Below are 13,997 nucleotides of genomic sequence, written 5' to 3'. Positions count from 1 at the left end.
TCATGTCCCTTGATTGTCTTATTTCAACTGCATCTCCTCAATGATGCTTTTGATTTTAGCCTCACCTTTTTTGTGGGTCATTTCATAATCGGCAATGGAAGCCAAGGGCTCCTTTACGCTGAAGTAGAATTTGATTTTGGGTTCGGTGCCGCTGGGGCGGGCCGAGATTTTGTCGCCGGCCGCCGTGATGAATTGCAGCACGTTGGAGCTTTCCACGCCGGTGCTTTCCTCTACTTTGGTGGTGAGGTGGTGAATCTTACCGGTCTGGTAATCACGGATTTCTACTACCGGCGAGCCGCCGAGCGTGGTGGGCGGGTTTTTGCGCAGCTCCACCATCATCTCCTGAATTTCTTCGGCCCCGCGCTGACCTTTCTTGGTGAGCGAGATGAGGTCTTCGACGTAGAGGCCGTATTCGGCGTACATCTTTTGCATTTCCTGGTAAAGGCTGCGGCCTTTGCTTTTGGCCACGGCGGCCATCTCGGCTACCAGGGCACAGGCAGTTACGGCATCCTTGTCGCGCACAAAATCACCGATGAGGAAGCCGTAGCTTTCCTCGCCGCCGCAGATGTAGTTTTCCTGGCCCGCTAGGTCGCGGATGAGGCCGGCAATGTACTTGAAGCCCGTGAGCGTGCGGTACGCCTTCACGTTGTAGCGGCTGGCGATGTCACCCAGGATTTCGCTCGTCACGATGGTGTACACGATGAAATCGTTGGGCTGGGCTTTACCCGCCTGCTGGCGCGCTGATAGGATGTAGTGCGTGAGCAGCGCGGCGGTCTGGTTGCCGTTGAGCAGCACCCACTCGCCCTTGTCGTTTTTCACGCCCACGCCCACGCGGTCGGCGTCGGGGTCGGTGGCTAGCACGATGTCGGCGTTCTGCGCTTTGGCTTGGTCGAGGGCCAGCTGCATAGCCGATTTTTCCTCAGGGTTGGGCGACTGCACGGTGGGGAAGTTGCCATCGGGCACGGCCTGGGCCTGCACCACGCTCACATTCGTAAAGCCAAACTCGGCCAGCGCCGGTGGCACCAGCGTAATACCCGAGCCGTGAATGGGCGTATATACAATGCCCAAATCGTGCTGCTGTTGAATAGCGGCGGGGTTGATGCTCAGCTTCTTAACCTCGGCCAGGTAGGCGGCGTCCAAATCCTTGCCGATGAGGTGAATGAGGCTGGGGTTGCCTTCAAACTTCACCTCGTCGGGGCTGGTGATGCGGTTCACTTCCGTGATAATGTTCTTGTCGTGCGGGGCCACTACCTGCGAGCCGTCGTTCCAGTACACTTTGTAGCCGTTGTACTCCTTGGGGTTGTGCGAGGCCGTGATAACGCAGCCGCTCTGGCAGCCCAGGTGCCGAATGGCAAACGACAGCGCCGGCGTAGGCCGCAGGCTATCAAACAGATAGGCCGTAATGCCGTTGCCCGAGAAAATATTGGCCACCGTTTCGGCAAACAGGCGCGAGTTGTTGCGCGAGTCGTGGGCAATGGCTACTTTGATTTCCTGGTTTGGGAAACTGATTTTCAAGTAGTTGCATAGACCTTGGGTGGCCATGCCCAGGGTGTAGCGGTTCATGCGGTTCGAGCCCGCGCCCATGATGCCGCGCAGGCCACCCGTACCAAATTCCAGCGAGCGGTAGAAGGCGTCGTTGAGCTGGTCGTCCTGGTGGGTATCAACGAGTTGTTTGATTTCGGCCTGGGTATCAGCGTCGTAGGCGGGGGTGAGCCAGGTGTTGATGCGCTGCTGAACGTCGGGGGAAAGGGGCATGGGAGGGAGGAGTTAGGAAAGGCAGTGTCGCACAAAAGTAAAGACGCCACGGGGCGTCTTTACGGGGTATTTCTTACGGGAAGCGGCGGCCGAAGTTAAGCCCGGTGGGCACGAAGGCCAGTCTATCGGCCGGCTAAGGTTTCTTCGCGCAGCTCTACGCCGTAGCGCTTGGCAAAGGCTTCGAGCTGGCCGCGCAACACGGCCAAGCGGCGGGTCCCCTTTACTTCGCGCATATTGAGCACGTGAATGTCGCCATCCTTTAGGCGTACCCGCAGCTGGCGGGGCAGCAGCTCTAGCTGGCTCATGCTTTCGGCGGCAAACACCTGCTTGGCCCGAAACAGACCCGCCTTATGCACTAGGTAGCCGGGGGCAAACTCGAAATAACTCTGGGTGCCGAAAACCGGCGCATTATGCACCAGAATAAATCCCAGGTACACGACGCAAAAACCTAGAAAAACGTAGCTCAGCCAGTAAAAATCCTGGGTGTCGGGCGAGTTACGCAGCATTAAAACGGCGTAGGCGATGGCAAAAAGCGCCAGCGAAACCTGCACCCCAAACGAGAGGCGCGAAGAGTTGGCGGGGCGAAGGCGAATGCGGGTAGTACCAGTGGGCATAGGGCAAAAGTAGGGGGTAATGATTAATGGTTGGCGGCTACTAGTCTAATGCATTGCTTTACAATGTATTAGACTAGTAGCCGCCAACCATTAAGCCACCCAACAGTCACTACGCCAGCTTGGCTTCCAGCGTCATTTCGGGCACGGCGCTCAGCAGCTTCGATACCGGGCAGTTGGCCTTGGCAAACTCGGCGTGCTTCTGAAAGTCTTCGGGCGTGATGTTGCCGCCGGTTACTTTACCCGTGGTGCTCACGGCGATTTTAGTGATGAAGGGCGGGTCTTGGGTAGGGTCCAGCGTTACAGTTGAGGTTGTGGTGATGTCCTCTACCGTGTGGCCGTGCTTTGCCAGCACAATCGACAGGAACATGGTGTAGCAACCGGCGTGGGCTGCCCCAATGAGCTCCTCCGGGTTAGTGCCTTTCTGGCCTTCGAAGCGCGAGCCTACCGAATAGGGGGCCTCTACTACGCCGCTTTTGGTGCTGATGGTGCCGTGGCCTTTGGCATCGCCTTGCCACTGTGCCTTACCGAATTGGTTAATCATTGAGAGTTTTGAAAAGAAAAGTAAGAAAAATATTTGCCAGCCATAAGCTGGTAGCCGTAGTACGGCCTTTCGGCCGCAAAGATTTTGTTTAATCTTTATACCGGCAAAGCTAAACAAAATAAGTGAATCTGCCCGCTGTTGGTTGGCCTAGGCTTTCCGTAGCATCGCCAACCATTAGGTATTCTGGGCCAACCACCGTTTATGCTGGGCCAAGTGCTGGCCTGCCCACGAGCCAGGCCGCCTACTTTTGCCAGCCATGGGAATAAAAGCCGCCTTGAGCCGCCCGCTGGCGGCCTACACCGTGCACCGCTACCGCCAGTGGCAGCGCGACCCCGCCGCCACCCAGCGGCGCCTGCTGGGCGCGCTGGCGCGCACGGCCGCCGGCACCGCCTTTGGCCGCGCCCACGACCTGGCTGCCGTGCGCACGCCCGCCGACCTGGCCACCCGCGTGCCTATCCGCGACTACGAGGCCCTCAAGCCGTATTTCGACCGCGTGAAGGCTGGCGAGGCCAACGTGCTGTGGCCCGGCCGGCCGCTGTACCTGGCCAAAACCAGCGGCACCACCAGCGGGGCCAAGTATATTCCCATTACCAATGCCAGCATCAGCAACCACATCAACGGGGCCAAGGATGCGCTGCTGCACTACGTAGCCGCCACCGGCCGCGCCCGCTTCCTGGATGGCAAGCTGATTTTTTTGTCGGGCTCGCCCGAGTTGGAAACGGTGGGTGGCATCCCCACGGGCCGGCTCTCAGGTATTGTTAATCACCATGTGCCGAGCTACTTGCGCCGCAATCAGCTGCCTAGTTACGCCACCAACTGCATCGAAGATTGGGAAACCAAGCTTGAGGCCATTGTGGCCGAAACGCTGGGCCAGAACATGACGCTCATCTCCGGCATTCCGCCCTGGGTGCAGATGTATTTTGACCGGCTCACGGCCCGCACCGGCCGGCCGGTGGGGGAGTTGTTTCCGCAGTTCGACCTCTTCGTGTCGGGCGGCGTGAGTATGGAGCCCTACCGCGCCCGCCTAGTGGAAAGTATTGGTAGGCAGATAGATACTATCGAGCTGTTTCCGGCTTCCGAGGGCTTCCTGGCCTTTCAGGACCAGCCCGGCAACCCCGGTCTGCTGCTGCGCCTCGATAGCGGCATCTTCTTCGAATTTGTGCCCGCCGAGCGCTTTTTCGAGGACAACCCGCCCCGCCTCACCATCGCCGAAGTGGAGCTGGGTAAACAGTACGCCATGGTGCTCACCTCCAACGCCGGCCTGTGGGCCTACTCGCTCGGCGACACCGTGCGCTTCGTGGACTTGCACCCGCACCGGGTAGTGGTCACGGGCCGCATCAAGCACTTCCTCTCGGCCTTTGGCGAGCACGTTATCGGCGAGGAAGTAGAGGCCGCCCTGCGCGAGGCCATCCGCCAGCACCCCGAAGCTGAAGTAACCGAATTTACCGTGGCCCCGCTCGTGAGCGAGGACAAAGCCCGGCCCTCGCGCCACGAGTGGTTGGTGGAGTTTGCCCAGCCGCCGCACGATGCCGCCAGCTTCGCCGCAGTGCTAGATACCAGTTTGCGCCAGCGCAATACTTACTACGACGACTTGCGTCAGGGTAATATATTGACTGTATTGCAATTAACGCAATTGCCGGCTGGGGCTTTTCAGCGCTACATGAAAAGCGTGGGCAAGCTGGGCGGTCAAAATAAGGTGCCGCGGCTGGGCAACGATAGAGCGCTAGCAGAGGGGTTGTTAAAGGCGTCGTAGTTTGGTGATATGAGAATTTTACTACTCTTAACCCATTGGTTGATAGCAGCAACTGCTGTTGCTCAAGTTTCCTTCTTCGATGTGCCACTGATAACCGAAACGTCAGTTGGACGGGCCAGGCTAGGGATGCGATTTAGTGAATTGCGCAGGCTTTATGCGGGTTGCACTTTTACGTCAGTTTACCTATCGGCGTATGGTTTTGATGCATTGTCGGAAAAGCCTGATGCAATGCTAGTTAGTAGAGGAGGCCGAAAATTATTCGTGTATTTTGACACCTATGATTTTAGCAATGCCAAAGAAGTGCATACGAAAAAGATAGTGGGCCTTATTGCCTTGCATTCGGGTTATTGTACTAAACAAGGTATTCATACCGGCTCGTCGTCGGGCGACTTACGCCGGGTGTTGCCCTCAATCAAAGTGGCTCCTAGTCCTATTCCCCTTTTTGATTTGCAGGAAGCCGGAACTGCTCAGTCTACCATTACCTATATTTTTATGGGTCAGAAAGATTTAGGGCCACTAAGTAAGAAACACCATACAGAGCCAGTACCTCTAGCCAGCAGCACCGGACGAATTTCCTGGATTCAGCTTTGCTGCCAATAAGTACTTGGTAACGACCTAGCCAGCTAGCCTGCCTTGCGATTTTTGCCCGCGCCATGTTCAACATGATTTAGCATTGTAGAGCTGATTGATATGGGGCAGATGGCCAAAATAAAAGCTACGCTAGCCAGTTGGTCAGCGTAGCTTTTTATGGGTGGCAGAAGGAAGTTAAAAAACTGCCTTCGTAATGGCAAAGCGTGGCGAGGTAGCCGTATAAGGGTACAGCACGAAGGCGTCACTCGCGTTGCGGCGGGTGATGGTGGTGGCGCTCACGGCACCCGTGGCGAAGCTGCCGGTGGAGCCGGTGCCTCCCCAGGCATTGCTGCTTGTCATGCGGAAAACGGTGTTTTGGCTGCCCGCTACTACCAGTAGGGTATTGTTGTCGAGCAGTAGCAGGCCGTCGGCACCCGTCAGGTTCTGGGTGGTGGCCACCGTTGTGAAGCCGGTGGGGTTGGCAATGGGTACTTTAAACAGCGTGCCGTCGCTGGTCTTGGCCGTCAGCAGGTAGCCGTCGGGGTGAAACACGATGCCGTTGAGGCCGAAGCCGGTGCCGCCGCTCAGCTGCGGGTTTTCCAGAAAAACTGTGGCCACGCCCTGCGCATCCACCTTGTAGATGATGGGCGACAGGCTGTCGGTGATGTAGGCGTTGCCTTGCGTATCGACGGCAATGTCATTGGCAAAGTGCGGCAGCGTGGGCCGCAGCGCCCCCAAATCGACGTAGCTGAGCAGCGCCCCGCTGCTGGGGTTGAAGATGGCCAGGGCCGCCAGCTTGCGCAGCGTAGTGGCCGTGGAGCGGGTGGTGTTGACCCCGATATCCGACACGGCGGCCAGCAGGCGCTGGCGAGTAACATCGAGGTTGAGGCCGATGGTGGAAACCAGCCGGGCATCGTCGGCGAGCTGGGTGTAGGTGCTGTCGTCGCGCACGGTGCCGATGCGGCCCTGGGTGCGCGAGCTTACGATAAAACGCTGATTGGTCGCATCATACTGAATGCCCTCGGGCGAGAGGGCGCGCTGCGGCACCGTGATTTTATTAGGGGTGGCCACGGTTTCCTCGTCTTTGGAACAACTCGGCAGCAAGCCTAACAAACCCACCGCCAGGGCCGCCAGGCCCACCATACGCGGTAACACAACTGGCCCGGTGCGGGCCGATAGAAAAAAGGGAAGCATAAGCAGTTGGTTGATGAAATAAAGGTGAAGAAACTGCTTGTACGGCTGGCGGTTAAGAAGGCTGCCAGTGAAGCCTAACTGCGCAGTTAAAAACGTAGTTAATGGCAACCAAGCAATGCGGCGGAACAATTCGACGCGGAAAGCGGCGGTGCGCATCTGGCCACGCAGGGTGCAAAATTCCCGCGGCCACGGAAACCAGCTGCCCTCGGAGCGCCCCGTTTTACCCGACTGTTTCGGGCGGGGCCAGGGGCAGCACAGTGGCCAGGCACTGCGCCCAAAGCTGGTGCGCCAGGGCATCGGCAGCTGGCTTTTGGCTGGCCAGCAGGTCGGCATACACCAGCAGGGGAGGCACGCAACGCGGGTCGGTGGGGGCAAAGCAGGCGGCCGGGGCAAAGGCGTTGAGAATCTCAATCGGCCCCTGCGTGTTGGGCACCAGGTCGAGCTGCCGCAGCACGTGCGTCCGGGGCAGCTGGCTATACAGCGTCAGGCTGCCGGGCGCTCCCGGCTTGCGTAGTAGTAAGTGAGCGGCTGCTTCTCCGCTCCACAGGCACTCGGCTGGCAAGTCGCGCTGGTGCCACCCGGCCAGCGCAGCGGGGTGGCGGGGGCTGTAGCGATGGGCGTTGAGGCGGGCGCGCAGGGTTTTGGCGTACCGGATAAGCCAGTAGTGGGCGGCGTCGGGCAGGCGCAGCTCACTGCCCAGCAGGCCCGGGTTTTCCTGCCAGAGGCCCTGCGCTGCCAGGCTGCGCAGCACCCGCCGCACAATGGCCACGGGCAGCTGGGTGTGGGCCGCCAGCGTGGGCACCGCGTAGGTAGCCAGGGCGGGCTCCAGCACCAGCTGAAACAGTAGCCGCAGCAGCTGCACCTGCAACGCCGAACTTACCACCTGGGGCGGCGGGGCTGCGGGCGGGGCACAGCCCTGCACGCTCACCAGCAAGCCGGGGTGCTGCAGCCAGGCATTGCCCACGGCATCGGCGTAGTACTGGCCCTGCGTGCGCAGCTGCTCCCCGAGCTTGCTCGATACGTAGTCGTAGACCAGTAAAGTGGGGCAGCCGGCGGGGGCGGGCGGCAAGGGCGGCTGCTCGGCGCCGGTGGCCGCCCGCCCGGGCCGGGCGGCCAGCAAGCACAGCGCGGAGCCTATCTGCCAGAGCTGGGCCCCGGCCGCCTGGGCAGCCTGGGGCACAATGAGGGTAGCTAAGTTGCGCTGCAAGCACTGGCGCACCTGCTCTAGCAGCGCAAGGGTGGAAGGGGAAATCAACGCGGACAATAGGTAAAGAAACCCGGCGGCGGCCAGCGGGCCGCTGCCAAAAAAAGAAGCCAGGACTGTGCACCAGCCCTGGCTTTCACTAAAACGGGTGTTGCGCAGTCAGCGTCGCCCTCCACGGGGCACCCCACCCCCTAGCCCCCTCCCCTCCGGGAGAGGGGGGACTAGCTCTAGTTATAATGGTCTAAATTCGAGCATTTTAGAGCTAAATCTAGTCCCCCTCTCCCAAAGGGGAGGGGGCTAGGGGGTGGGGTTACGCGGAGGGCGTACCAGCAGTTAATAATCCGTGTTCTGCGGGTCGAAGTTGGTCCAGTTAGCCAGCCAGTTGCTGGCGGTTGAGCCGCTGGGGTCTAAGGCTCCTATGTAAGTCACGGGCGTGAAGAAGGCGTCGGTGAGCTTACTGTCGGTGAAGCTGGCGGGCACGGCGCTCACGATGGGCGAAGCCGTGCGGGGCACGAAGCTCGGAGCTGTCAGGTTGAAGGGATTTAGCAGCTGCACGTTGTCGGCGGTAGCGTAGCGGCGGTTGGCGTTGGCACTAGCTTTTAGCCAGGTGAGCGGGCCCACGGCCGAAGCCCACGCCGACGAGTCGCTGCTCATCGTGTTGTTATTGGTCAGGTTACTGGAACCTAGGGCTGGCCCGATATACAGAATGCTGCGCTGCCCGGCTGTCGAGTTAGAGTTGGTTAGCGCGCCGGCCAGGATGTTGTTCTTAAACCGGGCGTCGCTCCTGGCAATAGTTGCCGCCGTAGTGGCGCCATCGATGAGAACATTGGTGGGGTAGCCCATTATCACCGAGTTCATGATGCTTTGGGCCGAGTTGTAGCGGATATGTGCTCCGGCTATATACTGTGGGCTGTAAACTGCGGCGCTAGGATTCAGAATAGGTCCTACTGCGGTCACGTTGCTGAACACGGCCGAGGTCTGCGGCATATTGGCCGAGCCACTACCGTCGTTGTTCGATTCAAACGCCTTAGAGCCCGACTGGTCGGCCTGCGAGGGGTCGCGCAGCGACACCGCAAACTGCACCTTGCCCGAGAAGCCATTGTCTGTATCGAAGTCGTCGTCGAACGTGCGGTGGGCTACTAGGTACTTGGCGTTCACGGTGCCGCCAAACCACTCGAAGGCGTCATCGCCCGAGTACGACACCTGGATGTGGTCCATCACGGTGCCGCTGCCCACGGCGGCCAGCGTAATGCCGTTCACCTCATTGTTGGGCGAGAAAGCTACCCCGCCAAACTCGACGCGCACATATTGCAGCGTGCCCGAGTTGTCGGCCGCGTTGGTGCCGCCGTACTTGGTGGTGGGGCCGCCCTCAATAGTGGGCAGTGAGGTGCCCACAATGGAGTTGACGGGCGCATTGCCCGCGATGATGATGCCGCCCCAGTCGCCGTAGTTGCGCGAGCCCTTAGGCTGGTTGGAGGTGAAGATGATGGGCTTGGCGGCGGTGCCGGCGGCCATTATCTTGGCACCGGGCTCGATGATGAGCGCGCCCTTGGTGTCCTTATCGCCGAAGATGATGGTGCCGGGCTCGATGGTGAGCGTAGCGCCGCTGCCCACGTACACGTAGTCCTTGAGCAAGTACTTGTTGGCAGCCGTCCAGGTGGTATTGGTCGTGATGACGTTGGCGCGGCCGCCCTGCACCGTCACAGTGGGTGTGGTGGGCGTGGTAGGCGTGACGGGCGTAGTGGTGCCGGTGCCCGTGGTGTTGGGAGCGGGGGTAATGTCTTTCTTTTCGCACGCGGCCATAACCAACAGCGTGATAAGCGAACCTGCGGAGAGGATATTCTTTTTCATCAGAAAAGGAAGAGTAGGGGGTAATGAAGGCAAAAAGGTGAAAGTGAGGGCGTTGCAAAGCCGCTCTAGGGCAGCGGCGTGGCCGGGCGGGGCTCCAGGCTAAAGCGCAAACCCACGGTGTAGTAAGTGCCGCGCTTGTAGTTGGTGAGCGAGGGGTCGTCGGCCGTGTACTTCTGGTCGCGGTTGTAGTCCTGCACCAGGTTGACGGGTTGGTTGAACAGGTCCTGGATGCCCGCATTCAGCGAGAAGCGTGAGGAAACTGTCTTGGTCAGGGATAGGTCCACCGTTTGGCGGGGGCGTTCTACCACGTCGGGGTACTGGTCGGAGCCGGCAAACAGGATGCGCGGCCCAAACACGTTGTAGAGCGCCGTTACCTGCCAGGCGTTGTCGGGGGTGTTGAAGTAGAGGCCGCCGTTGAACACGTAGGGCGACTGGCCTTGCAGGGCGCGCTTGTTGTTCCAGGCCACAATGCCGTCGCCGAGCGTCACCTGGCTTTTGATGAGGGAGGCATTGAACACCACCGAGAGGTTGCGCAGCGCCTCGTTGGCAAAGCCCAGGTTCTTTTTCAAATCCAGCTCTATCCCGTAGGCGTAGGCGCTCGGCGCATTGGCGAAGGTGTAGGCCAGGTTGGAGGTCAGCACCACCACGTTTTCGATGGGGTTCTGGAAGTTTTTGTAGAAGGCCCCCACGTGCACCAGCTCGCCGGCCGAGGGGTACCACTCGTAGCGCATGTCGAAGTTGTCGATGGTGGCCACCTTAAGCGGACTATCGGGCGTGAGGTACAACGAGCCGTAATTCAGCACGTTAAAGTCAAAGTCGTAGTAGAAGAACGGGGCCGCCTCGCGGAATTCGGGCCGGTTGAGGCTGCGGCCGTAGGAGGCGCGCACCAGGTTGGTGGCGTTGAGGTTGTAGCTTAGGTTGGCCGAGGGCAGCACAAAGTTGGTGGTCACGTCCTGGTTCACCGGCTGGCCGTTGAGGCCCGTGCTGATGGACTGCACGTTGCGCTCGTAGCGGGCGCCGGTCACCAGCTTGAGCTGCTCGGTGAAGGGGATGTTAAACGATAAGTAGCCGGCTTCCAGCTCGTTGTGCGCGTTGTAGCGGTAGGTCGAGTTCAGGTCCTCGTCCACACGCCACCCATCGGAGCCAATGTTGCCGGGCGAAAAAATGTTGCCCACGTTCTCGTTTTTCAGCCCCACCAGGCCGCCCGTGTTCAGGGAGTAGCCAAAGGCGCGGGCGTTGAAGCCGCGGCGACGGTACTCCAGGTAGGTGCCCGCCCCAATTTCCACCTTGCGGCCCGCCACGTCTACCGTGCGCTTAAGGTTGGCATTGACGGTGAAAATGTGCTCGCTGAGCTTCTGGTACAGCCGGCCCGCGTTGTTGACGTCCACCTGGCCGGCGGCCGGCGTGAGCACGGTCTGCGTTTCGGGCGTGGTGTCGGTGCCGGGCGTGAGCTGGTACGACACGCGGCGCAAATCGGGCTCATTGCGGGCCGAGTAGCCGTAGCCGCCCACCCAGTCGAAGTGGGTTTTATCGTCGGCCGAAATGTGGGTGCCCGCGAGCTGCCCGGTGTAGGTGGTGCGGCCCTGGTAGCCTTGCAGGTAGCTGCGGCGGTTGAGGGCGTCGTTGTTGTCGCGGCCATCGCGCGTTACCTGCTGGTTGCGCGACTGCTGGCTAAACAGATTGCGCAGCTCCAGGCGCCCGCCGTGGGGCAGCACGAGGCTGAAATTCTGGATGGCCCCGAGCCGGATGTTGTTCGTCGACTGGTCATCGCGGAACTGGTCGGTGCGCTGGCCCGACACGTCAAACTGGTTGCGGTTGATGCCGAAATGCGTGTACGTGTTGGTGTAGTTGAGCGACGACACGCTGCCGATGGCCAGCTCACCAATCTTTATCTGGTCGAGGTACGAGGCGTTGAAGCGGATATCGGGCATCGCCTTCATCTTGTAGATGGCGAAGTTGTTGTCGAGCTGCTTGGCGTAGAAATCGCGCTCGTACTGCTGGTAGGCTGTGCTCAGCTGCGGCATGCCATTGGGCAGGTCGCGCTTGGTAGCGCCGAAGCCAAGCAGGTCGCCGGCCTGGCTTTTATCCGAGTAAAAGTCCTTGCCCGTGGTGCCCTGCCGATAGCCCGAAGAGTAGTTGACCGTGAACTGGCGCTCGTTGAACACCGGCTTGCGCAGGTACACCTTCACCAGGCCCCCGGCAAAGTCGCCGGGCAGCTCGGGCGAAGGGTCTTTGAACACCAGCACCCGGTCGATGAGCGAGCTGGGCACAATGTCAAACGAAAACGACTTACGGTCCGTCTCCGAGCTGGGGGCCGTTACATCGTTGAGCCACACCGTGTTGTAGCGGTCGCTCAGGCCCCGCACCTGGATAAAGCGGTTGTCAACAATCGTAACCCCCGGAATGCGGCGCACCACCTCGGCCGCGTCGCGGTCCTGGGTTTTCACAATCTGCTCCGAAGAAATGCCGCTCACCACCACATTGGCCTGCCGGATTTCATTAATCACCGACACCTCCGTGTTGGTGCGCCGCACGCCGCTGACCACCACCTCGTCAAGCTGCTGATTATCAGACTCCAGCTTGCCATTGACGACGGTGGTTTTGCCGGCCAGCACGGCCACCTTCTGCACCGTTACCGTTTTGTAAGACACGGAAGAAATGAGGAGCGTGTACTCCCCAACCGGCACCTTAGTCAGCAGGAAAACGCCTTTGACGTCGGTGGGCCCCGCAATAGTGCTGTTTTCCAGGTGCGCCGTGCCGCCAATGATAGGCTCCTGCGTTTTGGCATCCTTAAACGTGCCCTGAATGGTACCCGTGCCCTGCGCCGCCGCGCTAGCCCACGACCCAACGCACAGGAAGACAGCCAGTAAGAGTTTGGTAATGGAGTTTTGCATAATGGCTGCAAAATTCCCCCGTGCTTATTGTGCTAGTATAACGGCCAGGTTACCAAATGAATTTTGCATGAAAAACTTGCTTGTCTGGCCTTCCCGCGGCAGCGTTTTTATTTAGCAAACTCAAGATGCGAGCTACGCTTGGCCGGTCCGTCGGCGTGAGCCGGCCGACCGGTTGTCGTTGACCAGTGCGGGCTGCGCAACGACAACCGGTCGGCCGGCTCACGCCGACGGACCGGCCAAGCGGCCCCGCCAGTTGAAGCTTGCCAGTGCGGCGCGCTGGTCCGCAACTTGGGTTAGCAAACTCAAGTTGCGAGCTATACTCCCCGGTCCGCCAGCGCTAGCTGGCCGACCGGTTGTCGTTGCGCAACTCGCATCGGTCAACGACAACCGGTCGGCCAGCTAGCGCCGGCCGCCCGGCCAAGCGGCCTCGCCAGCTGAAACTTGCCAGTGCGGCGCGCTACGCCGCAACTTGGGTTTGCAAGCCTGCTAAGGCCAGGCGGCAAGCGGCGTAAGGGCCGCCCGGCGCACACTGCAGCCGGTGCGCCGGGTCCCTTGCTGAGCGGGCTGAACTGCGAATGTAAAAGCGCAACTGTAATGCAAGCTAACTAGCGGCGATACTAGCGCTGGGAGCCGCTACCCCCTACATTTGCCTTGTCTTTTTAATCCTTCTGTTTATGAGCAACATGATTCAGTTTGTCGCCAACTACGACGACTTGTCCACCGACAAAGGGTTTCAGTTCAAGTTTCACTGCGACCAGTGCCGCAACGGCTACATGTCTCGCTTTCAGCCTAATGCGATTGGTATTGCCGGCAGCTTGCTGAGCGCGGCGGGCAACTTCTTCAGCGGCTTGGGCGGCGTGCAGAATGCGGCCTACCAGATTCAGCAGGCCGTGGGCGGCAAGGCCCACGACGAGGCCCTGGAAAAAGCCGTGCTCGAAGGCAAGCAGAGCTTCAAGCAGTGCACCCACTGCGGCCACTGGGTGTGCCCCGATGTGTGCTGGAACGCCAGCGCCGGCCTCTGCGAAGCCTGCGCCCCCGATGAGCAGGAGTCCATGCGCTCGTTGCAGGCCCAGGCCACCCGCGAGCAGATTCGCCTCAAAACCCGCGAAACCGACTACACCAGCAACCTGGATTTTTACGGCAAAAGCGCTCTGCTGCAATGCCCCAATTGCCAGGGCAAACTCACCGCCGACCAAAAGTTTTGCCCCAGTTGCGGCACCACCAACCCCGCCGCGCAAACCCAGGAGCGGCACTGCACCGGCTGCGGCACCACCCTCAAGCCCGAGCAGAAGTTCTGCGCCGAGTGCGGCACGAAGAACTAAAATCGGGAAGTTGTAGAACGGAGTGGTACTCCGTTTCCACGTTTGGGCAGGAACGGAGTACCACTCCGTTCTACAACCGCCTTGCCTAAGTGCCACTTGCCGAGTAGCTTGCGGCCGTGGCCCGGCGCGTAGCATCCCCGCCGGGCCACGGCGCGCATGGAAATCCCGTACCCCGCTCTGGTCGATACTGCCCCCGCTAACGCGCCGCCCGCCGCCGGCCTCACCAGCGAAGACCTGGCCCCCACCAGCGCCGCCGCCCGCACCTGGACCACCTGGAACTACGCCGCGCTCTGAATTAG

General features: G+C 60.3%; 11 protein-coding genes. 4 read left to right on the top strand and 7 right to left on the bottom strand.

What is annotated here, in order from left to right:
• Positions 1–18 precede the first annotated feature (18 nt).
• The 3 genes from ACYVGC_RS01695 to ACYVGC_RS01685 form a co-directional block, all read right to left on the bottom strand.
• Positions 19–1,755, bottom strand: a complete 1,737-nt coding sequence (locus tag ACYVGC_RS01695; RefSeq protein ID WP_460582044.1) for a phospho-sugar mutase — start codon at positions 1,753–1,755, stop codon at positions 19–21.
• 122 nt (positions 1,756–1,877) lie between these two features.
• The gene (locus tag ACYVGC_RS01690; protein ID WP_460582043.1) at positions 1,878–2,369 is read right to left on the bottom strand and encodes a hypothetical protein; all 492 of its coding nucleotides are present in this window, start codon (positions 2,367–2,369) and stop codon (positions 1,878–1,880) included.
• Positions 2,370–2,478: 109 nt separating this feature from the next.
• Positions 2,479–2,910 carry an OsmC family protein gene (locus ACYVGC_RS01685; RefSeq protein ID WP_460582042.1) on the bottom strand — a complete coding sequence of 144 codons (432 nt, stop codon included), beginning with the start codon at positions 2,908–2,910 and terminating at the stop codon, positions 2,479–2,481.
• 256 nt (positions 2,911–3,166) lie between these two features.
• On the opposite strand from ACYVGC_RS01685, the gene ACYVGC_RS01680 reads away from it, so the two are divergent.
• Complete coding sequence (locus tag ACYVGC_RS01680) at positions 3,167–4,663, top strand: GH3 auxin-responsive promoter family protein (protein WP_460582041.1); 1,497 nt, start codon at positions 3,167–3,169, stop codon at positions 4,661–4,663.
• 9 nt (positions 4,664–4,672) lie between these two features.
• Positions 4,673–5,263 (top strand): hypothetical protein, encoded by a 591-nt coding sequence (locus ACYVGC_RS01675; RefSeq protein ID WP_460582040.1) that lies wholly within the window; start codon positions 4,673–4,675, stop codon positions 5,261–5,263.
• Positions 5,264–5,428: 165 nt separating this feature from the next.
• Here ACYVGC_RS01675 and ACYVGC_RS01670 read toward each other — a convergent pair whose 3' ends face one another.
• The 4 genes from ACYVGC_RS01670 to ACYVGC_RS01655 form a co-directional block, all read right to left on the bottom strand.
• Complete coding sequence (locus ACYVGC_RS01670) at positions 5,429–6,427, bottom strand: gluconolaconase (protein WP_460582039.1); 999 nt, start codon at positions 6,425–6,427, stop codon at positions 5,429–5,431.
• 220 nt (positions 6,428–6,647) lie between these two features.
• Positions 6,648–7,682, bottom strand: coding sequence for a type IV toxin-antitoxin system AbiEi family antitoxin (locus ACYVGC_RS01665; RefSeq protein ID WP_460582038.1), 1,035 nt, complete (start codon positions 7,680–7,682; stop codon positions 6,648–6,650).
• Between the two features lie 282 nt (positions 7,683–7,964).
• Positions 7,965–9,482, bottom strand: coding sequence for a T9SS C-terminal target domain-containing protein (locus ACYVGC_RS01660; protein WP_460582037.1), 1,518 nt, complete (start codon positions 9,480–9,482; stop codon positions 7,965–7,967).
• Between the two features lie 65 nt (positions 9,483–9,547).
• A complete protein-coding gene (locus ACYVGC_RS01655) occupies positions 9,548–12,376 on the bottom strand; it encodes a TonB-dependent receptor (protein ID WP_460582036.1) in 2,829 nt (942 codons plus the stop codon).
• 674 nt (positions 12,377–13,050) lie between these two features.
• On the opposite strand from ACYVGC_RS01655, the gene ACYVGC_RS01650 reads away from it, so the two are divergent.
• Both ACYVGC_RS01650 and ACYVGC_RS01645 read left to right on the top strand, forming a co-directional pair.
• Positions 13,051–13,698 carry a zinc ribbon domain-containing protein gene (locus ACYVGC_RS01650; RefSeq protein WP_460582035.1) on the top strand — a complete coding sequence of 216 codons (648 nt, stop codon included), beginning with the start codon at positions 13,051–13,053 and terminating at the stop codon, positions 13,696–13,698.
• 156 nt (positions 13,699–13,854) lie between these two features.
• On the top strand, positions 13,855–13,992 hold the full coding sequence (locus ACYVGC_RS01645; RefSeq protein WP_460582034.1) for a hypothetical protein: 138 nt from the start codon (positions 13,855–13,857) through the stop codon (positions 13,990–13,992).
• The last annotated feature ends 5 nt before the right edge of the window (positions 13,993–13,997 follow it).

It is taken from the genome of Hymenobacter arcticus, from assembly GCF_054779975.1.
The sequence above is the reverse complement of the archived record's forward strand: the minus strand, read 5'-3'. Positions and strand labels throughout refer to the sequence as shown.

Excerpts from the sequence above, each read along its gene's own strand:
- ACYVGC_RS01650 (WP_460582035.1), top strand. The coding sequence starts at position 13,051 with ATGAGCAACATGATTCAGTTTGTCGCCAACTACGACGACTTGTCCACC.
- ACYVGC_RS01670 (WP_460582039.1), bottom strand. The coding sequence starts at position 6,427 with ATGCTTCCCTTTTTTCTATCGGCCCGCACCGGGCCAGTTGTGTTACCG.
- ACYVGC_RS01675 (WP_460582040.1), top strand. The coding sequence starts at position 4,673 with ATGAGAATTTTACTACTCTTAACCCATTGGTTGATAGCAGCAACTGCT.
- ACYVGC_RS01655 (WP_460582036.1), bottom strand. The coding sequence starts at position 12,376 with ATGCAAAACTCCATTACCAAACTCTTACTGGCTGTCTTCCTGTGCGTT.
- ACYVGC_RS01695 (WP_460582044.1), bottom strand. The coding sequence starts at position 1,755 with ATGCCCCTTTCCCCCGACGTTCAGCAGCGCATCAACACCTGGCTCACC.
- ACYVGC_RS01685 (WP_460582042.1), bottom strand. The coding sequence starts at position 2,910 with ATGATTAACCAATTCGGTAAGGCACAGTGGCAAGGCGATGCCAAAGGC.
- ACYVGC_RS01660 (WP_460582037.1), bottom strand. The coding sequence starts at position 9,482 with ATGAAAAAGAATATCCTCTCCGCAGGTTCGCTTATCACGCTGTTGGTT.
- ACYVGC_RS01690 (WP_460582043.1), bottom strand. The coding sequence starts at position 2,369 with ATGCCCACTGGTACTACCCGCATTCGCCTTCGCCCCGCCAACTCTTCG.
- ACYVGC_RS01645 (WP_460582034.1), top strand. The coding sequence starts at position 13,855 with ATGGAAATCCCGTACCCCGCTCTGGTCGATACTGCCCCCGCTAACGCG.
- ACYVGC_RS01680 (WP_460582041.1), top strand. The coding sequence starts at position 3,167 with ATGGGAATAAAAGCCGCCTTGAGCCGCCCGCTGGCGGCCTACACCGTG.